The sequence below is a fragment of the Pseudaminobacter soli (ex Zhang et al. 2022) genome (assembly GCF_014595955.1).
Taxonomy (GTDB): domain Bacteria; phylum Pseudomonadota; class Alphaproteobacteria; order Rhizobiales; family Rhizobiaceae; genus Kumtagia; species Kumtagia pseudosoli.
In genome coordinates this window covers 91,799-114,511 of the sequence record NZ_JABVCF010000014.1, presented here as the reverse complement: position 1 = coordinate 114,511, position 22,713 = coordinate 91,799, and the positions used below count along the sequence as shown (strand labels likewise).

The window sequence follows — 22,713 nt, the reverse complement described above, 5'->3', positions numbered from 1 at the left end:
AGTGTAAATAGGAGAAGCGCAACACGTGTGGAAGCATAAATGATCATTCTTGATAAAATAGTTCCAGCTATAAGTAAATATACTCAATTAAAAAAGAAAGTACAGGAAGATTAGAGAGAGTGTAATTCGGGATTGCCCATAAATCACTTCAAAATTCAAACTAAATTCCAGCCGCATTCTATGGGCGAGCCAACGCGCCACCGGCCTGCGTGCCGGGCTGGCGGGAGGCTTATAAGCAGGGGGTGGATCTGGCTGGTGCCCCGAAGATCCAACTCGCGGAGAAGCGGGGTTAGTCTTCCCTGAACGCGCGATTGAAGCTGTCGGCGACTGGAGAAACCAGGTAGTCGATGGCCCGCCGCGGCTTGTGCACGATCAGCACTTCCGCCGGCATGCCGGGATAGAGGCGCATATCCGGATTCGCGGCCAGCGAGTCAGGGTCGACCTGCGCTCGCGCGACGAAATAGGCCACATTCGATTTTTCATCGACCGACTGGTCGGCGGCCACATAGATAATCTTGCCTGCCACGGGCAAGTGCGAGCGCTGATTGTATGCCGTCAGCCGGATCGTCGCCTGCGAGCCGACTGCGATGCTGTCGATATCGCGCGTGCTGACATGCATCTCGATGAGGAGCGGCTCGCTTTCCGGTACGATATCGAGCAGCGGTTCGCCGGGCGTCACAGCGCTTCCCGGCGTGCGCACGCGGATGTTGGTGACGATGCCAGCCTGGGGAGAGCGGATCTCGAGGCGGCGCAATACGTCCTTCGCGGCGACGATCTTCTCTTCGACATCTGCGAGCTCAAGGCGGGCTGTGGTGATTTCGCCGGCGATTTCCGACTGAAAGTCGCGTTCGATTCCCGTCAGCGCGAGTTCGGCGCCTGCCTTGGCCTTTTCAGCCTGCGCCCTCTGGCCGGCAAGCTCCCCGCGCGAGGCTGCGAGTTCGCTGAGCCGCGCATCGATCTCGATGAGCTTGGAACGCTGGGCAAAGCCCTTGTCCACCAAGGTTGCGATGGCCGATCTCTGTTCGTTGACAAGGTCGATCTGCCGGTCGATGGCTTCGATCTGGATAGTCAGGAACTTCGACCGCTCGGCAAATTCCTCGATCGTCGTCCGCTGGATGCCGCTGCGCCCTTTCTTGGACTCGCGGCGCTTTTCGAAGAACGCGTGTTCAGCCGCTATGGCGTCATTGATTGCAGCGTCGCCGCCGTCGCCAAATTCGTCGGGAAAGCTTATCGCCTCGGTGCCGGCCTGCTCCGCCCTTAGCCGCGCCAGCTTGGCGATCAGGCCGATACGCCGGCTTTCCAGCCCTTGGAGATCGGCGCGGGCCCGCGTGTCCTCGAGTCTTATCAGTGGCTGTCCGGCGGTGACCTGATCGCCCTCCTGCACCACCACGCGGCTGAGGACGCCGCCCTCGAAATGGCTGACCGTCTTGCGCTTCGAATCGACGACGATCGTGCCGCTGGCCACCGAGGCGCTGCTGAGGTCGGCGAGAAACGCCCAGCCGAGAAATCCGCCGAACGACACCAGGATCGTCGTGAACCCCGCGACGACAAGGCGCCGGAGCGGCGAGCGGGCTCTGCCCTCGGCCATCTCCAGTTCCACGGCGGTTGCGGGCAGTGGCGCCCGCGGCTGGCGGTCCGGGACAGCGGGCCTGCGGACGGGCTGAACCTCGGTCCGTGTCGGCTGCATCGACTTGCGCATCATGATGCCACAACCTCGCGCGACGATTGAGCTGACGTCATCGAAGCGACCACGTCCGTGCGTTCCCCGAACTGGGTGATGCGCCCGTTTTCCAAGACGAGCAGTTTGTCCGCGACTTCCATGATTGTCGGCCTATGGGCGATCATCACGACAATTGCCCCGTCGTCTCGGGCCTTCTCGATCGCGCGGACGAGCGCACGCTCGCCGACGGCATCGAGATTGGCGTTCGGCTCGTCCAGCACGATCAGGCGAGGGCGGTCGTAGAGGCAGCGGGCAAGAGCGATGCGCTGCTTCTGTCCGCCCGAAAGCGTCAGACGGCCGTCGCCGACCGGCGTGTCGTAGCCCAGGGGGAGGCGGCCGATCATGTCGTGGACATCCGCCATCCGTGCGGCCTCGAGCACCCTGTGCGGGTCGCCGTCTTCCATCCGCGAGATGTTGTCCCGGATCGTCCCTTCAAGCAGCGAAACCGATTGCGGAAGATAGCCGGCCACCCGGCCGAAGGATTCGCGTTCCCAGAGATAGACATTGTTACCGTCCAGGAAAATGCCGCCCGACGTGGGCTTGAGGACGCCGACGAGCAGCCGCGCCAACGTCGATTTGCCTGCCGCGGAGGGGCCGACCAGCCCCAGCACTTCCCCAGGGGAAAGGGAAAAGGAAATGCCCTTGATGATCGGCACGTCCATGCCGGGCGCCGCGTAGAGCAGCTTGTCGACGACGAGGTCGCCGTGCGCATGCGTCGTCGGCATGGCCTGGCGCACCGCCAGGTCCTCGTTCAGGGCCGCCTCGAGACGGCGCCAGCCGGCGATCGCCAGGACCCATTGCCGCCAGTTCTCGATGACGGAATCGAAAGGCACGAGCAGCCGGCCGACAAGGATGTTTGCCGCCATCATGGCGCCGGGGGTGACTTCCTGTTCCAGCACGAGCAGGGCGCCCGCTGCGAGCGTCACGGTCTGGATGATGTAGCGGAGCACGCGGGTGATTGACGACATCGCCCTGCTCCTGCTTCCGCTGCTTTCAAGCGCTTCCAGCGAATGCATCTGTGCGCCGCGCCACCGCCGCGCCAGCGCCGGCAGCATGCCCATCGCCTCGATCGCCTCCGCGTGTCGAAGTGACGCCGCCATTTTCGACACCGACTCGATGTTGGCCTGACTTGCCTCTTTCATGAGTTGACGCGTGAGCAGGTCTGTAACGACACCGCAGCACAGCAGCAATGCCACCGAAATCGCTCCGACTACGCCGAATAAGGGATGCAGCAAAAACAGGGCGCCCAGAAAGATCGGCGACCACGCGGCATCGAGGGGGGCGCTGACGGCCGGCGAAGTGAGGAAGCCGCGCAGTTCCGTCAGGTCCCGCAGGGACTGCGTTGCGCGGGAAATCCCCTGGTCGACGGAGGCCTGAACCGCGGCCGTCAGCAGCGGCAGGTTCAGCCACCGCGTTACGGCGCTGGCCATGGCCTGGAACGAAAGGGCACGGATGAATTCGAGCACGCCGTAGACCATCAGGGCGCCGACCGCTAGGACCGTCAGCATAACGAGGGAATCGATGCTCTGGCTGTTCAGCACCCGGTCGTATACCTGCATCATGAACAGCGGCATCGTCAGCTGCAGCAGGTTGATACAGGCACTCAGCAAGGCTGCATAAAGGAGCGTCACGGCAAACACACGCCTTGCCTGCAAAACGAGCAACCTTGGATTGAGCGACCCATTTTGCGCGACAACTGAGCCATTTTGGCCCTTGCCAACCGGGTTTTTTCGAACAGTATCAAGCATGGGCGATTTGGCCTGGGGCTAACGTTTTTAGTGATTTGAGGGTGTTATCTGCGTCGCATGCAGAACATATTGCAGTATCGCTGTCATCAGTGTGACACAGCAATGATATCACTCTCAAGAGCTGGCGCTTGGGGTGGGGCGTTATCGAAATTTACTTCAAGTTTTGAAGTAAATTCCCAAAATTGGAGCGAGGGATGACACAAGGACTTCTCCACCCGTCTATGGGCTTGGAAGATGCGGTATTACTTCGGAATGGGGGCGATAGGCTGCATGTCGTCCCTGACGAGCCGCGCCGTAACCAGCACAGCGACGGTCCGCAGGTCTCATGTTTCGACCTGGCTCGTCTGCTCGATCGGTCCAGCCGGCGCTTCTCAGGCCTGGTGAGTGCGGAGCTTACGCGGCTGGGCGTCGACGACATCGGACCGGCCCAGGTGATGGTTCTGTTGGCCATTGGCGATGCCGAGCTCTCGGTCGGCGAACTGCTCGATCGCGGCAACTATGTGGGTTCGAACATCTCGTACTACCTGAAGCAACTGACCGATGGCGACTACATCGCTCGTGTCACCTCCCAGCGCGACAAGCGCTCGGCCCGAATCAGGCTGACGGAGAGGGGCAAGCAGCTCTGTGCCGACCTGCGGGACGCGGCGAAGGCATTTGAGCGCACTTTTTGTGGGGAGCAGGACCTGCGGGATCTCGCAACCGCCTTCCAGGCGCTGCACCGGCTCGAGCTAGTGTGGGCCAATGCCGCACGCTACGGCGTCTGACGTGCGCCTGAAGGGCGGCTCCCTGTCGGGGGCTTGCTAGGCATGCATGTCGCTTTCGTGCATCCGCGCGGTTTCGGCCAGTTCGCCGCCCTGGCCGCCCATTTGGCGCAGGCGGGGAATGAGGTGAGCCTTGTAACCGAGGCGCTGGACCAGCGGATCCCGTCGGTTCGTGTCGTGCGGCATCGGTCGGAGCCGGGTCCGCGGGCGCATCCGCTGATGGCCCGCCATCTCGGCATACCCGACCACCATGTCCGGATCGGGCACCGCGTCGCCGAGACGTTCGACGCGATGGCGCGCCAGGGCCAAAGCCCGGACATCGTCATCGGCCACATCGGCTGGGGCAGCATGATGTTCGTGAAGGACGTGCTGCCGCGTGTGCCTGCGCTCGGCTATTGCGAATTCTTCTATCGAGCCGATGGGGCAGATGTCGGATTTGCCCCTGACGATCAGCCTGATCTGGAGACGCGCAAACGGCTCAGGCTTCGCAATATGGCGCAGCTCATTTCGCTGGAGGCGCTGGAGGGCGGCATCAGCCCGACCGAGTGGCAGAGGAGCCTTTATCCGGCCGATGCGCGAGCGCGCATCACCGTGTGCCACGAGGGGATAGACACGCGACTCTTCCGCCCAGATCCGGCGGCTTCCTTGAAGCTTCCGGACGGACGCGTGCTCAAGGCCGGCGATCCTCCCATTGTCACATTCGTCGCACGCGACCTGGAGCCCTACCGCGGCTTCCCGCAGGCACTGGAGGCTGCATCCAAGGTCATCCGGAAACATTCCGACGCCTTGTTCGTCTTTGTTGGAGGCGACGGCGTGAGCTATGGGACGCCGCCATCTGGCGGGGGAACGTGGAAGGAGCACCTTCTTGCATCGCTGGATCTTCCAAGGGACAGGGTGCTTTTCCCCGGCGTGGTCCCGCACCCGGTCTTGCGCAAGCTTTTCCAGATTTCCGCGGCTCACGTCTATCTGACCTATCCCTTCGTCCTTTCCTGGTCGGTCCTGGAGGCGATGGCGTGCGGCGCTCTCGTCATCGCCTCCGACACTGCTCCCGTCCGGGAAGTCATCTCCTCGGGCCGTAACGGCATCCTGGTGCCGTTCTTCGATACAGACGCTCTCGCCGAGTCCATCCTGGAAGCCTTGAAAAGCCCGGACAGCTTCGCCGAACTGCGGATCGCCGCGCGCCGAACGATCGAGCAGCGCTTCCAACAGGACGAGTGCATCGCAAGCCAAACTGCCCTGATCGGAAGAATGATGCTGCCGGATTGAAATCTCGCCAGGCAAGCGCAGATTGCGCGAGTATTACTTCAAGTTTTTAAGTATATACCTAGCAGATTTGTCCCTGCATTTTGTTATTGTGCGAAGCAATAATTATTGATACGTAACTCCCAAGGCATCATCGCATCGATTGCCAATCAATAGTTTCAACATATCATGTTGTTATTGGGGATTTTGCGTGCAAATGTTGATGTCCTCGGGCATTAAGCAGTCGGCGACAAGTATAAAGCTGATTGCAGCATCAGATCTCGACCGGGGTAATGTCGAACAGGCCGGAATTGAACACCTGGTCGTCTTTCTTGGTGACGGCACGCGTTCGCAACCGGCCCTGAAGAACAGTTTTCCTCTCATTGCCGTCGCCTTTTCGGAGGAAGCCGAAGCTGACCTGAGGGATGCTCTCGTTTCGCTCCGGCGTCTTGCCACGGTGCCGGAAGTCCCCGTCCAGCGGCTCGATGCGCGAAACGGGGCCGAGATGTGCGCGCTTATTCGTACGCTGGCCGAGGGAGGCTTGGGGCGGCTGTCCCGGTTCGCCGCCTCGATGACCTCGGAACTCGCCATGCTTCGCCGGGAGCGCGAAGTGCTGTTCGAAAGCTACCGTGCGCTCGAAGATGCATTTCAGACGCACAACTGGGAGCCGGTGGCGGAAGTATTCGGGAACGATCCCTATGTCGACCCAAAGGACGAAGGCATCGGCCAGTTGCTGTCAAGCGCCCACGTCGAACAGCTTCTGCCGGTCTCCAGCCGGGGCGTGGCCGGCATCGCCCTCCATCTCAATTCGGTGCCGAAGGACGGCGCCGAACTGGTCGTCACGCTGAGCTACGTCGAGAGTCGCGAAGGCGTGGCCGAATGGAGCGTTCCCGCTTCAAAGCTCGTCCCGAACTGGAATTTCTTCTCGCTGCCGCGGGCTTGCGGATGTGGGGCGAAGACGTTGCGGCTGCGGGTGTCGACCACGGGGCCAGAGACGGTGGGGCTATCGCTCGGCTTTCCGATTGCCAGCGAACGCTACACGGCGCGGTCGGAAGTCTCGCATCCCGACCTCGATCTCAGGCCGTTGGCATTCCGCGTGTTCACGGGGCTCCCCGGCGTCCGCCCAACCCGAATGCCCAACATGATCGCGCCCACCGATCTGCTCGACGGCCAGTTCATCGAAGACTACCGTCTGGCACCGGACCTGCTGAGCCGAATCGTCGATGTTTCGGTTACGCCGGTCGTGCCCGAATTCCAGACTGTTCGCTTCCTCGAGCACGAGCACGCGGTGGTGTGTCATCCACTGCAGAGCGGAATTTCCGCAGGGGCCGTCAGCCGCGCAGTCGAGCCCGGAACCATTTCGTTCTCGGCGAGCGCCGTGATCGACCATCCGGAAGGAGCCCCGGCGGCCGTCAGTTTCCTGCTCGCCCCGGCAAACTCCAACGCACGATCCGAGGTGGCGGAGTTGGTGCGCAAGGGCTCGGCAAAACCGTCGGCCTTCTTCAGCGGCTGGCGCGAGGTCGGTCCGGATCGCGCGATCAACGTCAATATCCACATGGACGAGCCGGTGCGCGCGCCCATGGATCTTATGATCCTGAGCCGTGCCGTCACCGATTCAGTCGATTTCTCCTGGCTCAAGGTGTCGGGCTTCCGGCTGGTCAAGCAGTCGGGGGAGGCGGTCGATGTCCGCCAGTAAGGACGATCTGATTGCGGTGGCGATGCCGCTTTACGGCCATGCAGCGCTGGCCCTGGAAGCGTTGGAATCCGTCCTTGCTTCGACGGTTTCCAACTGCAGGATTGCCATTGTCGTGTCCGTCGACGGCGACCCGCGGCACGAGGCTTTCGACCTGCTGCTGCTTTATGCCGCCAGCCACCCTGAAATCCATGTGGTGTTCGGCCCGAATGCGGGACCGGGCGGGGCGCGCAATCGCGCAATCGACTACGTGCTCGAAAACCTGCCCGAGGCCAAGGCGATCTATCTGCTCGATGCCGACAACAGGGTCCTGCCGGGCACCATCGAAACCCTGTACCAGCAGCTTCTCTCGAGCGGCTGCGGCTGGGTCTACACCAATATCGACACCTTCTCGGTGAACTGGCGCGCGCACTACGGCAACCGCTATTCGCGGCTTGTCCACTGCATCACCGACAACATCTGCGACACCGGCTCGATGATCTCCATCGACGTCTTCCGGGCCGGCGTGCGCTTCAACGATGACCGGCAGAACGGGTTCGAGGACTGGGAGTTCTGGCTTTCCTGCATCGAGCATGGCTTCGTCGGCGTCCCATCGCACGACACCACCTTCGAATATCGGCTGCGGGCGGAAAGCCGCTTCAAGGAAGCGAATCGTGAACGTGCCACTTCCGTCAGCTTCCTCAGGAAGCGCCACAAGGCGTTGTTCCAGCGCCCGATGCTTGTCGAGTTCGAGCACGAGGAATGCCCGCGCTATCTCTTCGCGCGGACCGAAGATGCCGCCATCTCGTTCTTCACCGACCCCACCAAGCCGCCGAGGATGCTTCGCCTCGACGACATCATTCCGGATTTCTGGGCGAGCATCGGCGAGCCCGACAATGTCCACTTCCCGCCTTTCCTGATCGCAGGCAGCGGCGCGACGCTCGACCTTTTGCGACGGTCGCGCATGCTGCCCAACGTGCTTTGCCACCTGGAGCGATTGAGCGAGAAGGCGAATATCGTCTTTGTCCAACTCGGCAACGATGCGACGCAGCGCAAGATCGAACCGGTGTTGCTGGAGGCGGGGGCATCGCAGACCGCGTCCGCAGACCTCATCTTCATCCCGACGTCGCTTGTTCGCGACGTGATCAAGAACAATGCGCTGGACTGGTTTGCCTCGATCGGCAACGAGCAGATTTGGCCGACTTCGGCCATCCTGAAGGTGCGATTCCCATTCCCGCGGAGTCTGCCGCGGCGGTCGCTGATCACGCCCCAGCAGGTGATGATAAACTGCATCAACGCCATTGCCACGAGCCCGCTGCGCCGGACTGCCGGCGGTCGCTGGACGTGGCGGCCAGCGCGGCTTGTGCCTTTCTCGGATCTGCACAAGTCGCTGCGGAAGGAGATCGGCGGCTCGCCCGTCCTGCCGCTTGGCCACAGCGACGGCAGGCGCACGGCTGCGCTGCTCGTGCCCAATGCTTCATTCGGCGGCGCCGAGAAGGTGGTCTATGCGGCCGCGCGCGAGCTGAAGAGGGCCGGGTACGAGACCCACCTCTTCGTGCTGGGCACTCAGCGTATGGACGTCATCGACGAGTTCGACGCGAGCTTCGATCACATCCATTTCTGGAGCGAAGGCATTCCAGCCTGGGGAGGCTCGGGCCAGTTCCTCGGCCAGGACTTCATCGCCGAGCACCACGAGGTCGAATGGGGCGCGCTGAAAGGGCAGCTCTCGGGATTCGACCTGATCATCAACAACCACGTTATGTCGGTCCATCCGCTGATTGCGCGGCTGCGCTCGGAGGGCACGCGCGCGGCCTGCTATCTTCACGTCGTCGACAACACCTCGTTCAAACGGCCGGCCGGCCAACCCTTCGCGGCGATCGCCCATGAGCATTGCTACGACGCGTTCCTGACTTGCTCGGAGCAGCTCAAGATCTACCTGCGCAGCTTCGGTGTTCCCCTCGAAAAGGTCTTCGCCGTACCCAATGGCGCGAGTTTTTCGGTGTCCTCCAAGGCGCTTGCCGATGTGCTGTCCGCAAGGAGGATGGAGCGGAAGGATGATCGGCTGCGGCTGCTCTACATGGGGCGGTTCGACCAACAGAAGGGCATCGATCGGCTAGCCGCGACAATCGCCGAGCTTCATGCCGCGCACGTCCCCGTCGACATACGGGCGATAGGAGGCGAGATCCTCGCCGATTCCACCGTTTCCTGGACGGAGCAGCTGAAGGACCTCGGCGTCGACGTGCATCCCCCGGTCTTCGCCAGCAAGGAGTTGATCAAGGCGCTGGGCTGGGCGGACGTGCTCGTCATGCCCTCGCGCTGGGAAGGCGCTCCGTTGATGATCGCAGAAGCGCAGCAGCTCGGCTGCGTTCCCATCGCAACCAACGTTGGCGCCGTGGGGGAACTCATTACCCATGGCGAAGACGGCATCCTCATCGAGGCCGATGTCGACTCCCAGGTGGTGCGGCAGATGGTGGGGGTCATCGAAGAGGTCGCCCGCGATCGCCGCAAGCTCGCCCCGCTCATGGAAGGCTGCCTCAATTCGGCGGCGCGCCGCTCGTGGACAAGCTCCTTCTCGGAATTCCTCGGCTGGTGCGACGGCGCGGTGAGCAATTCATCGCTGTCGCGTGCCGCGGTCATGCGCCGGCGCGAGGCGCCCGACACAGAGCTCGCGGCGGCGGGCTGAAGGGCTTCCCACCAGTTCTATCAAGCAGAAAGGTTTGGTTGTATGCGTCCAAGGATTCTGGTGACGGGCATTCCTGGCCACTACGCGCGCCTTGCAAACGGCGCCAACGGATTGGCCGTCTCCTATTCGGAACGGCAGAAGCAACCCGAGACGAAGGACGAGTTCCTCCAGGAACTGCGGAACATCAGCAATACCGGCAACTATCTGATCGGCGAGGGTGCTTTGCGTGCGCTCGCACCGCATGCGAAGCAGGTGCCCTTCTGGCATCTCTACAATTGCAGCCAAAACGGGGATGGATTCGAGCAGTTCAATTCCAACTTCGACATCTGCGTATTCACCTGCGCAAACCTGTTGCGCAAGGGACTCTCCGCCGATGCGGAAGCTGAAGTGCTGGGCAAGCTCAAGATGCCGATCGTCATGCTCGGCATCGGCCAGCAGAACCGGAAGGATCTCGAAAACGCGCTGCCGGAGGGCACGAAGCGGCTCTTGAGCATTCTCAAGGAGCGGGAGCACTATTTCCTGACGCGCGGTTTTGAAACCACGGGTTTCCTGAAGGACCAGGGCTTTTCGTTCGTGCAGCCGACCGGCTGCCCGTCGGTCTATTTCATGCCGGACAATATGCGGCGCGCGCTGAAGAAGCTACCCTCCGTGCAGATCGGCAAGGCGCGGACCATCTTCTCCGGTTATCTCGGGGGCAACCAAGATGCGATTCTCGACGCCAACGCGCTGGAGCCGCAGGATTCGGTTCCCCAATATGTCGTCCAGGATGAGTTCCTGCTCTTCGACATGCGAGTGGAGCCGAATGCCGAAGGGCGCGTCTACGACTCTGCCTCCGGGAAGATGATCGGCGACGTCGCCTATCCGGGCACCGAGCGGCTCAAGCGCCCGTTCGACGTGCGCACATTCTTCGACACGAACCAATGGCGCGCCTGGGCCTCGTCGATGGACTTCAATTTCGGGCGGCGATTCCACGGCTCGATCATCGCCATGCAGGCGGCGGTGCCGAGCCTCATGGTGGCGGTGGACGATCGCATGCGCGAGATGCTGGGCTTCACCGGCCTGCCCGCTGTCGACGCGACCGACATTGATAAGGCCGAGAACCGGGCCGAGTTCGTCGCGGATCATCTGGCCGGCCTCAACGCGTCCGAACTGGTCGACCGCTACTCGGATCGCGAGCGGAACTTCCGCACGGTGCTCCGCGAGATCGGCATCGGGCAGTAGCGCGCGACCAGGTCTTAGGCACAGTTTCAGGGAATATCATGCGTATCCTGCTTACGGGCATCCCGTCATATCTGCAGCGAACCGTGGCGAGCGTGTCCGGGGCGGAGGTTCGCCACAGGCCCTATTTCGACAACATCCGCACCAAGTCGGAACTGATCGAGCAGGTCAGAAAGATAGCCAATACCGGCAATTACCTGATTGGGGAGGGCGCGGCCCATAGCCTGAAGGCGCATGACGTCACTTACGTGCCGTTCTGGCACCTTGCCCGAAGCTGCGGTTCGGATGATGTCTACGAGCGCCTGAACCAGGAGTTCGACATCTGTGTCTTCGCCTCGGCCAACCTGCTGCGGCCCGGCTATTCGGCCGACCTGGAAGCGGAAGTGTTCGAGAAGCTGAAGATGCCGGTCGTGGTCATGGGCATCGGCATCCAGCGCAAGGAAGGCCTCAAGGAGAACCTGCCCGCCGGCACGCTCAAGTTCCTCGATGTGCTCAGGCGCAAGGAGAGCTTCTTTTTGACCCGCGGCTATTTCACCGCCGAGTTCCTCAGGGAACAGGGCATGAAGTTCGTGAAGCCGACCGGCTGTCCGTCGCTGTATTTCAACCCGGCGGGGATGCAGCGCTCTCTCGCTGCCCTCGCCAACCCCGAACTGGCGCAAGCACAGAAAATCGCTTTCGGCGGGTATCTCGGCAGCGTGGCCGATACCATCGTTGACGTCCATGCGCTGCTGAAGCCGGCAAGCGTCGCAAGCTATGTCGTGCAGGACGAACTGGTCGCCTATAATCTGTCCTTGCCGGTCGACGATGACGCGCCTGTCTATGACAAGGCCAGCGGCCGCATCACCGGGGCGACCTCCTACAAGCATTCCGAAAAGTGGCAGAGGGACCATGAGCTCGTGGTCTTCTTCGACACGAATCAGTGGCGAAACTGGATCGCCTCCCGCGAACTCTGCTTCGGCCGCCGGTTCCATGGCTGCATCATCGGCATGCAGGCCGGCGTGCCGGCGCTCATGATCGCGGTGGACGACCGCATGCGGGAAATGCTGGAGTTTGCCGGCTTCCCCTACATTGAGGCGGCGACGTGGAACCGAGAGGCCGACAAGAAGGCCTATCTCGCCAGCTTCCTTTCCAAGATCGATACGCAGTCCGTAATAGACCGGTACTCGGCCTGCGAAGCCAACTTCCGCAACGCCCTCAGCCATGTGGGCCTCTAGTTTCAGTGGCAGAATGACAATGCCAGCCGGGCTTCTGCTTGGCATGCTGCTGGCGTTCTGGGGCGTCGCCCCGGCACCGGTTGCCCATGCCGGCGAGACGCCGACTGCCCGTATCGGGGTCAACCGCCTGAATCTCGCGTGGCTGTCGCGAGGCGATCAGGAAAGGGTGCTCGGGGAGATGGCGGCGAACGGCATCACGCACGCCCGTCTTTCGCTGTCGCGGCCGGTAGACAAAAGCATCGAGGGCCTCGAGATAGCAAGCCGGCTGGGTATCCGGATTCTCCTCGAGATCGAACTGACGAACAGAAGCTACTTTCCCGAGACGGCTCGGCCCCGGACCGGCTTCGGCCGTATCTGGGATGTCCACCGGCTCTCGGAACTCGATCTCGAGCGGTACCGCATGGGATTGCGCGACGCACTCCGCCGCATCGATGCCCTGGGCATTCGGCTGGAGGCGATCGAGCCCGGAAACGAGATCAACTTCAGCGCCTACAACGGCGACCTCCTTGTCCATCGTCGGCCCGGCGAACGGACCCCGCGCAGCATCGCCGAACTGGCGGACAGGGCGGCCTTCGAACTGGGGCTCGACAAATATCTGGAGGCCTTGAAGATCACCCGCGGGGAAGTGCGGCGTACCGTTCACAGCAGCGACGCCGCCTTCGTCTCGGCCGGCCTGTCCGACCTGAGCGCCGACTGGGCCGACGGGAGGGGCATGGAGCGGCTCGATCCGCACGAGGTCATTGCGGAGCTGCGCAAACGGGGTATCGACAGCCTAGTCGATGCCTACGGCATTCACGTCTATCCGGGACAGAAACCAGCGCCGGCCCTCGCCGATCGGGTGAGGCGTATCCTCGACTTCTGCGAGATTGACAATGCTGGCCGGCCCTGCTGGGTGACGGAATGGGGGATTGCGAATACGGCGCGCGACTGCCCCGTCGACGACCGGAAGCGGGAAGACGCGGTGCGAGCCGTGCGCGCGGTCTTCCAGCAACTGATGGATGGAGGTCGGCTGACGGCAGCCTTCTACTACGATTGGGACACCGAGCAGTCATACAGCCTGTGGCGTTGCGGCCGGTTGAGTCCTGCCGGAGCGCTCGCCGTCACACCGGCCGGAACGGAGGAGACGCGGGCAGTTTTGCGTTGAGCGGGGAACGTTTTCCGCAAACGGCAAATATAGAGAATCGGCAATCCGTATTGCCGGAGTATTTCCAATGTTCGGGGGTTGGACTTGCTAATCTATTCAGACGAAAACCTTGAGGTATTTCATAGGCCGGGATCGTCGGCCTATGTTCTCGCAACCTTCAACGAAATGGAGATGCAGGCAAACGGCAGCCGCTTCTGGGGACAGCGGTTTTGCGAGAAGGCGGACATCACCGCTGTCGGTTTCATCAGCCGGCGCCCCAACTGGTTTCCGGCGGCGAGCATGGCCAAGGCCAGCGTCGCGGCTGCGCCGATCCTGCGGCAGGCATCCGAACGCATCCTTTACGGCCACTCCCAGGGTGGCTACGCGGCGCTCCGTTATCGCCGACTCCTTGATGCCGATGTCGCAATCGCCTTTTGCCCGCAGATATCCATCGATCCCAGGACGGTCCCCTTCGACGGCCGCTTCACGAGCCACTTCGCACCCTCGCTTCATGAAAACATGGAGATCGCATCCGCGCACGCGGCCGGCCGTGCCTATGTCTTCCATGATCCGTTCCATGCCGTCGATCGCGAGCACGCGGAGCGGATCGCTGCATTGCAACCGGGGACACGGCTCGTCCCGGTGCACATGACCGGTCACGGCACTGTCCGGGCCTTCGCCGGAACGGCGCGCGGGCTGGCGCTGATCGAAGCCTGCCGCGCGGACGATTTGTCTGGCCTGCACACGCTCGCTCGCGCGGTTCGGGTTGGAGCCTCCATGCGGCCCTACCAGGTTGCACTAACCGCGATCGCTCGCCATCCCGCCTGGGCCGACCGGCTCTACACGCGCCTCGGCAATGGCTTTTCGCCCGTGCAGCGGGTCAACTACCTCTACCACCGGGCCAACCGACACATACGCGACGGCGAGTTGGCGACCGCGCGCGACATGCTTCTCATGGCCTTGGCGCTTCAGCCGAACAATGCCGGGCCTGCCCGGCGCCTGCAGGAACTCGACGCGCGCATCGCCAGCACGATCCGGACGGAATCCCTTGTTCAGCACCCGGGATGCATGGGCTCGCTCAGCGTCCAATGCCACATCAAAGAACGCGGTCCGAAATCAGAGCCTATGCCGATGAGGGGCCGAGCAGGAAGCAAAGCAGGGGAAGGGGCCCCTCGGTGAAGGGTATAATCCTGGCGGGCGGTAGCGGGACAAGGCTTTACCCCGTTACACTCGCAGTATCGAAGCAGATACTGCCAATTTACGATAAACCGATGATCTATTATCCGCTGGGCGTCTTGATGCTGGCGGGTATACGAGAAATTCTTGTTATCTCGACGCCGCAGGATTTGCCGCAGTTTCAACGCCTTTTGGGCGATGGTTCCGCGTTCGGCATTTCGCTGTCGTATGCTGAGCAGCCTACACCGAACGGACTGGCCGAAGCCTTCATCATCGGAAGCGAATTCATCGGCGATGATCCAGTGGCGCTCATACTTGGCGACAACATCTTTTATGGCGATGGCCTTTCACAGCATTGTCGGGCAGCTGTGAGGCGAACCAGCGGGGCCTCCGTCTTCGCCTACCAGGTCGAGGATCCGCAGCGCTATGGCGTGGTGTATTTCGACCGTGAAACCCAGCGGGCGCTCTCTATCGAAGAAAAGCCGGCTCAACCGCGTTCCAACTGGGCCGTCACCGGGCTGTATTTCTATGACAACTCGGTAGTCCAGATCGCTTCGTCAGTCAGGCCTTCGGCAAGAGGTGAGCGCGAGATCACGGACGTCAACAGAGCCTATCTCGATCAGGGCAAGCTGCATGTCATGCGGCTCGGCCGCGGCTACGCCTGGCTGGACACGGGGACGCACGACAGCTTGCACGATGCGTCGTCGTTTGTTCGTACGATAGAGCTTCGTCAAGGCATCAAGATCATGTGCCCCGAAGAGATCGGCTTCGAATTGGGTTGGCTGAGCGAAGCTGAGGTGCTGGCCAGGGCGGCCTCCTTGGGCAAGACCGACTACGCACGCTATCTCGAGCGCCGGGTTCGGGAACTCGCCCATGGTTGAGGTGATCGGCCTCGGGTTAGAAGGTGTCTTTGAGATTCGTCCTCCAAAGTTCGATGATGCACGAGGTTTCTTCTCAGAAACCTGGAATGCAGCGAAACTTGCAAAGGCCGGCATCTCGATCAACTTCGTGCAGGACAATCACTCGTTCTCGCGCTCGCGGGGCATAATGCGAGGCCTGCATTTTCAGATTCCGCCGTTTGCGCAAGACAAACTCGTGCGCGTTCTGCGCGGCTCCGTGTTCGACGTCGCGGTCGATATTCGCAAGGGCTCGCCGACATTCGGAAAATGGGTCGCTGTTACGCTATCAAGCCGGCAATGGAATCAGATGCTGGTGCCCAAGGGCTTTGCGCACGGCTTTGTCACGCTCGAGCCCGATACCGAGGTTGTCTACAAAGTCTCGGCGCCCTATTCGCGGCCCCATGACAGATCCATTCGATTTGATGATCCCGATATCGCAATAGACTGGCCTGTCCCGGCGACTGAGATGGTTCTCTCGGCCAAGGATGAAGCTGCGCCGTTCCTCGCTGGGCTGGAAACCGGATTCACTTACCAGTGAAGCACGGCTTGCCAACAGTCCTCGTCACTGGCGGTGCGGGTTTCATAGGCTCTGCCGCCTGCCGCCATCTGGTCCGCACGGGCCGCTATCGCGTCGTCAATCTCGACAAGCTGACCTATGCCGGCAACCTGGCATCGCTGCGCGACATCGAGGGACATCCGAACTATGTCTTTCACCGCGGGGACATATGCGACACCAAGGCGGTCGGGCGGATATTGGCGGCCGAGAAGATCGACCGGGTCATGCATCTGGCCGCCGAAAGCCATGTCGACCGGTCGATCGACGCGCCGATGGCCTTCGTGAACACCAATGTCGTCGGAACGGTAAGCATGCTTACCGCCGCGGTCGATCATTGGCGCGAACTTGATGACGACGGCCGCATGGGCTTTCGCTTCCACCATGTTTCCACAGACGAAGTATTCGGGGACCTGCCATTCGAGACCGGGGTCTTCACCGAGGAAACCCCTTACAATCCGTCCTCGCCCTATTCTGCATCGAAGGCGGCGTCGGACCATTTCGTGCGCGCCTGGCACGAAACCTACGGGCTGCCGATCGTCATCTCGAACTGCTCGAACAACTACGGCCCTTTTCATTTTCCGGAAAAGCTGATTCCGCTCGTCATCGCAAACGCTCTCGATGAGCGTCCTCTACCCGTGTATGGCCGGGGCGCCAATGTGCGTGATTGGCTGTACGTCGAGGACCACGCTCGTGCGCTTGAAGCAGTAATGAGCAAGGGGCGGGAAGGCGAAAGTTACAATATCGGCGGTCGGGCGGAACGTACCAATCTTGAGGTGGTCCGAAGCATTTGCGCGCTGCTCGACGCAAAGCGACCACGAAAGGGGGGAGGTTCATATACGGATCTCATAACATTCGTCGCCGACCGACCGGGGCACGACCGGCGTTATGCTATCGATCCGGCGAAGATTGAGCGTGAACTGGGATGGCGCCCGGTTGAAACCTTTGAAACGGGCCTCGCCCGTACGGTCGACTGGTACCTGGACAATGGCTGGTGGTGGAGACCAATCCGTGATCAGCGATTCAACGGAACCCGTCTCGGACTGGTGAGTGCCAGATGAAAATCCTCGTCACCGGAAAGAATGGGCAGTTGGCTCGTTCACTCGCGGTCCGGGCGCAGGGCCACGATATCGAAATCGTGCTCGCCGGCCGGCCGGAGATTGATCACGCGAACCCTTCGACGTTCGTCTCGGTGCTGAAGTCTGTCGCGCCTCATTTGGTCATCAATGCAGCCGCCCATACCGGAGTTGATCAGCAGGAAGATGAGCCGCAACGAGCATTCAGGATAAACGCCGAGGCCCCCGCCGAATTGGCACGACTGACGCGATTGGCGGCTATTCCCATCATACAAGTTTCGACGGACTACGTGTTCGATGGCAAATCTAGTGAACCATATGCCGAGACGGACAAGCCCAATCCGCAAACGGTCTACGGACTCAGCAAGCTTGCGGGCGAACAAGCAGTCCGCTCGGAGAACCCGGATCATCTGGTTGTTCGAACGGCATGGGTCTTCAGTCGATATGGTCGAAATTTCGTCAAGACGATTTTGTCCGCGGCTCAAACGCGCAAGAGGCTTCAAGTGGTCGCAGACCAATTCGGGAATCCCACTGAAGCACACGATCTAGCTGACGGTTTGCTGGCTGCAGCGCGCTTCTGGCGCGAACACCAGGGCTTTCTGCAAGGTCTGTATCACCTTGCCGGGCAAGGCAGGGCGAGCTGGTACGAAGTGGCAAGGCAAATTCTTGAGATTAGCAAGGCGATGGGTGGCCCGATCGCCGATGTCGAGCCAATAGTCGGTGATCAGTGGGTGGCCAAAGCCCCGAGACCGGCGAATTCCGAGCTGAATTCAGAGCGGTTTGCTCACGATTTCGGCTACCGCGCTGGCGACTGGCGAGATCGTGTCTCTTCGGCGGTGGGGAATATCATCGCAGACTCAGTGACTTGCCATGATATTCGATGAGTTGCTGCTCAACTCAGCTGTCGGCTCGCCGTAGCCAAGCTCAAGCCCCCAATCCGGGTTGCTCCGGGTCTCACCAGGCCTTTGCAGATGTAGTGCCCGCTACTCGAGGTCGCCGGACACGCCGGCGACGATGAAGGCAAGGCCGTCTGGCTTAGTCAACGATTCCCAAACTGATTGCCGGGCCCGCGTTACACCCACCAATCCCCGCTATCGCCCGAAGTGGTGGCGAGTCGATCCGCATCGGACAATGAGTCGGCACCGTCCAACTGATAGGCGCGGATATAGTCCACCTGCATTTCCGCGGGCGTCGCCAGCCTATCGCTGGGCGTTCCGGCAATCCCTCCGACGGCCAGGTTGACCAGCATGTACATCGGGTCGTGCATGTCGTCCGGCGTGTCGGCACGAAACACCTCGGCATCATCGAAATACCAGACGAGTTCGTCCTCCGTCCAAAGCAGGCCATAGGTGTGGAAACCCTCGGTGTCCGGCACGTTGACAGCCGATCCCACCTTCGTGCGGCTGCCGGTTTCGATAGAATGCGCCGAGACATGGACCGTGTTCGGGTCTTGCCCCCGCATTTCCACGACATCGAGTTCCGGCGGCCAGGAACCATCCGCCGGCAACAGCCAGAAAGCCGGCCAGGCTCCGTGATTGTCCGGCATGTCGGCGCGCATCTCGAAATAGCCGTAGGTCTGGGAAAATGAGCCGTGAGTGTTCAGCAGGCCCGATGTGTATTCGTAGTTGTTGATATGGGGCCGAATTGCGTCCGGAGCCCGCGCGGCGGTGATGGTCAGCACTCCGTCATCGACACCGAACGGATTGACGGAGCTTGTCGAACCATACTCATGGTCGATGTACCATTGCTTTTCGCCGTTCGGGGTAAGCGTGCTGCCATTTTCGCCGCCCCACCAGAAATTCGTGTCCCAGGTGCCGCTGGCGCCGTTCCGTAGGCTGAGCGCGTCGAACTCGTCCACGAAGGACAAGGTGAGGTCGGACCTGTCGAGGCTGAGCTTGAACTGGCTTGCCGTGAACTGGTCGACATTCGCGTTTGCAAATACCAGCACCTCGTCATCTCCGACGTCGAGCCGCACATCGGTGCCTGACTGCACCATGTTAGCCCTGACATCCTCGAACGAACGGAAGCCGTAGCCGTTCAGGCGAACGGTGTCGTGGCTCTCGAAATCCAGGATGAGATCGCTTCCGGTCCCGGCCGCGAAGATGAAGACATCGGCTCCGGCTCCGCCCTTCAACACATCGTCGCCGAGGCCGCCGTCGATCGTCTGTTGGCCAGAACCACCGCTGATGATGTTGTTGTCGGCGTTGCCGATGGCGTAACGCCCGTCGCCGGTGACGACGAGGTTCTCGATATTCTCCGGCAGCGTAAAGCTCATCCACGTCTCGACGGTATCGATGCCACCGCCAGCCTGTTCCGAAGCCCGGTTGATGCCCGAATAGAGGTGGTAGACGTCGTCACCGAGCCCGCCAAACATCGTGACGTTCACGCTGCTGTCGCCCCACAGGGAGTCGTTGCTAGCGCTGCCAAAAAGCTGCGGGCCGGAGGATGTCGCCGAAAAATGACGGACCGAGGAAGCGCTGTAGGGGAGGGGCACGCCATTGGCGTTGAGGACAGTAGAAATGGGGATTTCCTTTTTGCTGAATCACGCCCCGCCAGCGACAGGTTAGCATCGGGGCTGGCCTCTTACGACCGGCCTCACCGCTAACATTATGCTGCAGCACATTACGGACCAATCGGCAAAGCTGGTTCGATGGGCCCCTTGCCCTTTCCGAGTGCGCTCTCCTCTTCGACCAACTGCCGCGCGGGAGCGCCCACCGAATGTTCTCGAGTCAGCCAGCCTTGGCCTCAGAGTCGAGGCGAGGGCGTCTGTCCAGTAGATCCTCAAGCTTGTAACGACGAACGCGAGCGATCCGCTTGCGATCTGTGCGCCTCGAACATCAGCCCCGCGATCACCTCCCGGGTCGCCGCAGCGGTGTTCAACGCGGGCTTGGCTGGCGGTTCTCGTGCCCTCTCCAGTAGCGGAAGCCATACCGAACGCCAGGACTGTTCCAGTCGCCCACGCTGCCCCCACGCCGTAGCACGCTACCGTAACTTACCTCGCCGATTCTTGAAGGGCGCCCGCTCGCGATGATAAATCACAAGCCGGTTAGGCAGTTTAGCCCACGGCCTTGGACGCGGCGTCGGCTAAAACGAGTTAGTTCAAAGGACCTGTGGCCGCCGAGGCCACCGCGTGGGGCCGAGAGGGTAAAGCAATGGCCGGCAGTTGGTCCCCATTTCCTGGCCTGGTGACGGCCACTCTGGCATTCCTGATTTCGACGGCGGGAGACCTCCCAGGTGCCTGGGCGCAGGAGCAGGCAACCGCGGCCACGGCGGCTTCGAAATCTGCGGCGCTTGCAGAGCCAGAGCCGCTGTCGGCGGACGAACTCGAAGAACTCGTAGCGCCGATCGCGCTCTATCCCGACGAACTGCTCGCGCTCGTCTGCTCCGCCTCCTTGTTCCCTCTCCAGATCGTCGAAGCGGAGCGCTTCCTCGAAAAGCGCGCCAAGGACAAGAGCCTGGAGCCGAAGGAAAGTTGGGATGCCAGCGTGATCTCGCTGCTCAACTATCCGGACGTCGTGAAGATGATGGCTGAGGACCTGGAGTGGACGCAGGCGCTCGGGGACGCCTTGGCCAACCAGCAGAAGGACGTGCTCACCGCCATCCAGCAACTGCGGGACGAGGCAGTGGCAAAGGACATCATCAAGACCGACGACAAGGTGAAGGTCGTCCAGTCCGGAGACAACATCATCATCCAGTCGGCGAACCCCGAGACCATCTATGTGCCCCGCTACGAGCCCGAGATGCTCTATGTCCCGAGCTATCCGCCGGAGCCGATTTCGTACTATTCCGATCCGTATCCCAACTACTACTGGCCCTCCGCCGGCTTCTGGGCCGGCGCGGCCACAGGCGCCTTCTTCGGCGCCATTGTCGACTGGGACGATTGGGGCGTCTGGGGCGGGAACTGGGGCGGCGACGTCGACATGGATGTCGACTGCAACAACTGCCTAAACAACATCAACGGCAAGATCGACTGGAAGGATGTCGACTGGAAGAACGTCGACCGCTCCAAGATCAACTTCGACCGGAACCAGTTGGCCAACATCGATCGCAACAGGATCCAGCAGGGGCTGGAGTCCAATCGCGCCAATTCCATCCGGGACAAGGCCTCGAACGTCAGAAGCGAGCGGCCGGCGAACCTGTCCAACAAGGCGGTGCAGGCCAGGGATGTTCGTAAGAACGTTCTGGACACGGCTCAGAAGCGGCCCGGCAACCTTGCAGACGCCCGCCCGCAGCAGCGGCCAAGCGCCAGTGCGCGACCTGATCGGCCCCAGCAGGGGCAGCGTGCGAATGCGCGAACCGACAGGCCGCAGGCAGCTACGCGACCATCCGGCGGCGCGAAGAAATCGGCGAACCGACCCTCCGGCAAGCCGAAGGCAGGTGCCCGCGTCGATAACCGCCCGAGCAAACCCTCTGGCCTGGGCAACGTCGACCGCGGACGCGTCACCAAGGTGAATTCGAGTCGCGGCCGCCAAAGCATGGGCGGCGGCTATCGTGGAGGCGGTGGCCATGCCGTCCGGACTGGTGGCTCCCGAGGGGGCGCCATGGGGCGCGGCGGCGGCCGTGGCGGTGGCGGACGCGGGGGACGCGGGCGTTGATCGCAGCAAGGACAGGATCAATGACGAGCATGCTACATCGAATGCTGCTCAAGGGCGCCGGCCTGATCGCCCTGGTGGCCATGCTAGCAGCATGGGAACCGCCTGTCGCCGGGGCGCAGGAGGTCACGGCTCAGGAGGGTGCGTCGCAGGCACCAAGCGGGATCGACATCTCCTCCTTCGCCGCTGCCGAGGAGCCGCCCGCCTTCGAGGATCCGGCGGCCGCGATCGATGCCTTCAAGGCCTCGCTTGCGGATGACGATGTTGCCAAGCTGGCCAGCTTGCTTGGCCTGGATGTCGGTAAACTGAAGGCGGACCAGGCCACTATGGCGACTTATAGCCAGGTCCGGCAAGCCGCGGCAGAGTTGCTCAAGACAGAGGACCATGACGACCGAAAGCTGATAAATCTCGGCAGCAAGCTATGGCCCTTCCCGTTCCCGCTGGTGAAGGGCGACGACGGCAAATGGAGCTTCGACACCTTTGCCGGGCTGGAAGAGATCGTAAATCGCCGGGTTGGGGAGAACGAACTCCAGGCCATCAACACGATGCGCGAGTATATCGACGCGCAGCGCGAGTACGCTTCCGAGGACCGGGACGCAGACGGCGTGCTGGAATATGCCCAGAAGGTAATCAGCAGCGAGGGGAAGACGGACGGGCTCTACTGGCCCGCGAACGAGACCGATGGCGAGAGCCCGGCCGGGAGCTTTGCCGACCAGCAAGCGCTCGACAAGGCAAAGCTCGGCGAAGGCTATTTCGGCTACCGCTTCCGCATCCTGAAGCAGCAGGGCGACAACATCGCCGGCGGCGCCTATGACTATGTCATCAACGACAACATGATCGCTGGCTTCGCGCTGCTGGCCTGGCCGGTGAAGTATCAGGAGACCGGCGTCAAAACCTTCGTCGTCAACCAGAACGGTATCGTCTACCAGGCCGATCTCGGCCCTTCGACCGAACAGATTGTCAAGTACATCGACAGCTTCAATCCCGGCGACGAGTGGAGCGTGGTCGACGATTGACCAGCTTCCCCTGAAACGAA

At 61.7% G+C, this 22,713-nt stretch carries 17 protein-coding genes; 14 read left to right on the top strand and 3 right to left on the bottom strand.

Features of this window, described 5'->3' with window-relative positions:
- Window positions 1–289 precede the first annotated feature (289 nt).
- Window positions 290–1,699, bottom strand: a complete 1,410-nt coding sequence (locus tag HUI96_RS23340; RefSeq protein WP_425299282.1) for an HlyD family type I secretion periplasmic adaptor subunit — start codon at window positions 1,697–1,699, stop codon at window positions 290–292.
- Complete coding sequence (locus HUI96_RS23335; RefSeq protein WP_188257108.1) at window positions 1,699–3,468, bottom strand: type I secretion system permease/ATPase; 1,770 nt, start codon at window positions 3,466–3,468, stop codon at window positions 1,699–1,701. Before HUI96_RS23335 ends, HUI96_RS23340 begins: the two co-directional genes overlap by 1 nt.
- Before the next feature lie 194 nt (window positions 3,469–3,662).
- On the opposite strand from HUI96_RS23335, the gene HUI96_RS23330 reads away from it, so the two are divergent.
- The 12 genes from HUI96_RS23330 to rfbD all read left to right on the top strand — a co-directional run bounded on the left by HUI96_RS23330 (window position 3,663) and on the right by rfbD (window position 17,969).
- Window positions 3,663–4,232, top strand: a complete 570-nt coding sequence (locus HUI96_RS23330) for a MarR family transcriptional regulator (protein WP_188257107.1) — start codon at window positions 3,663–3,665, stop codon at window positions 4,230–4,232.
- A gap of 42 nt (window positions 4,233–4,274) precedes the next feature.
- Window positions 4,275–5,495: a glycosyltransferase family 4 protein gene (locus tag HUI96_RS23325; RefSeq protein WP_188257106.1), complete on the top strand. Its 1,221-nt coding sequence runs from the start codon at window positions 4,275–4,277 to the stop codon at window positions 5,493–5,495.
- Window positions 5,496–5,694: 199 nt separating this feature from the next.
- Window positions 5,695–7,167: a DUF6212 domain-containing protein gene (locus HUI96_RS23320; protein ID WP_188257105.1), complete on the top strand. Its 1,473-nt coding sequence runs from the start codon at window positions 5,695–5,697 to the stop codon at window positions 7,165–7,167.
- Window positions 7,154–9,826 (top strand): glycosyltransferase, encoded by a 2,673-nt coding sequence (locus HUI96_RS23315; protein WP_188257104.1) that lies wholly within the window; start codon window positions 7,154–7,156, stop codon window positions 9,824–9,826. Before HUI96_RS23320 ends, HUI96_RS23315 begins: the two co-directional genes overlap by 14 nt.
- Window positions 9,827–9,868: 42 nt before the next feature.
- Window positions 9,869–11,047: a polysaccharide pyruvyl transferase family protein gene (locus HUI96_RS23310; protein WP_188257103.1), complete on the top strand. Its 1,179-nt coding sequence runs from the start codon at window positions 9,869–9,871 to the stop codon at window positions 11,045–11,047.
- A gap of 38 nt (window positions 11,048–11,085) precedes the next feature.
- The gene (locus HUI96_RS23305; protein WP_188257102.1) at window positions 11,086–12,258 is read left to right on the top strand and encodes a polysaccharide pyruvyl transferase family protein; all 1,173 of its coding nucleotides are present in this window, start codon (window positions 11,086–11,088) and stop codon (window positions 12,256–12,258) included.
- Between the two features lie 13 nt (window positions 12,259–12,271).
- Window positions 12,272–13,402 (top strand): glycoside hydrolase, encoded by a 1,131-nt coding sequence (locus HUI96_RS23300; protein WP_425299278.1) that lies wholly within the window; start codon window positions 12,272–12,274, stop codon window positions 13,400–13,402.
- An 84-nt stretch (window positions 13,403–13,486) separates the two neighbouring features.
- Window positions 13,487–14,560, top strand: coding sequence for a hypothetical protein (locus HUI96_RS23295; protein WP_237684316.1), 1,074 nt, complete (start codon window positions 13,487–13,489; stop codon window positions 14,558–14,560).
- Window positions 14,557–15,438 carry a glucose-1-phosphate thymidylyltransferase RfbA gene (gene rfbA / locus HUI96_RS23290; protein WP_188257101.1) on the top strand — a complete coding sequence of 294 codons (882 nt, stop codon included), beginning with the start codon at window positions 14,557–14,559 and terminating at the stop codon, window positions 15,436–15,438. The genes HUI96_RS23295 and rfbA overlap by 4 nt, the downstream gene beginning before the upstream one ends.
- Window positions 15,431–15,994 (top strand): dTDP-4-dehydrorhamnose 3,5-epimerase, encoded by a 564-nt coding sequence (gene rfbC / locus HUI96_RS23285; protein ID WP_188257100.1) that lies wholly within the window; start codon window positions 15,431–15,433, stop codon window positions 15,992–15,994. The genes rfbA and rfbC overlap by 8 nt, the downstream gene beginning before the upstream one ends.
- 8 nt (window positions 15,995–16,002) lie before the next feature.
- Window positions 16,003–17,070 (top strand): dTDP-glucose 4,6-dehydratase, encoded by a 1,068-nt coding sequence (gene rfbB / locus HUI96_RS23280; protein WP_188257099.1) that lies wholly within the window; start codon window positions 16,003–16,005, stop codon window positions 17,068–17,070.
- Window positions 17,067–17,969 carry a dTDP-4-dehydrorhamnose reductase gene (rfbD, locus tag HUI96_RS23275; RefSeq protein ID WP_188257098.1) on the top strand — a complete coding sequence of 301 codons (903 nt, stop codon included), beginning with the start codon at window positions 17,067–17,069 and terminating at the stop codon, window positions 17,967–17,969. The genes rfbB and rfbD overlap by 4 nt, the downstream gene beginning before the upstream one ends.
- Window positions 17,970–18,157: 188 nt before the next feature.
- Here the strand turns inward: rfbD and HUI96_RS23270 are convergent, their stop codons facing one another.
- Complete coding sequence (locus HUI96_RS23270) at window positions 18,158–19,606, bottom strand: family 16 glycosylhydrolase (RefSeq protein WP_188257172.1); 1,449 nt, start codon at window positions 19,604–19,606, stop codon at window positions 18,158–18,160.
- Between the two features lie 631 nt (window positions 19,607–20,237).
- Here HUI96_RS23270 and HUI96_RS23265 point away from each other — a divergent pair.
- Window positions 20,238–21,680, top strand: coding sequence for a DUF3300 domain-containing protein (locus HUI96_RS23265; protein ID WP_188257097.1), 1,443 nt, complete (start codon window positions 20,238–20,240; stop codon window positions 21,678–21,680).
- 20 nt (window positions 21,681–21,700) lie between these two features.
- Window positions 21,701–22,693: a DUF2950 domain-containing protein gene (locus tag HUI96_RS23260; RefSeq protein ID WP_188257096.1), complete on the top strand. Its 993-nt coding sequence runs from the start codon at window positions 21,701–21,703 to the stop codon at window positions 22,691–22,693.
- The last annotated feature ends 20 nt before the right edge of the window (window positions 22,694–22,713 follow it).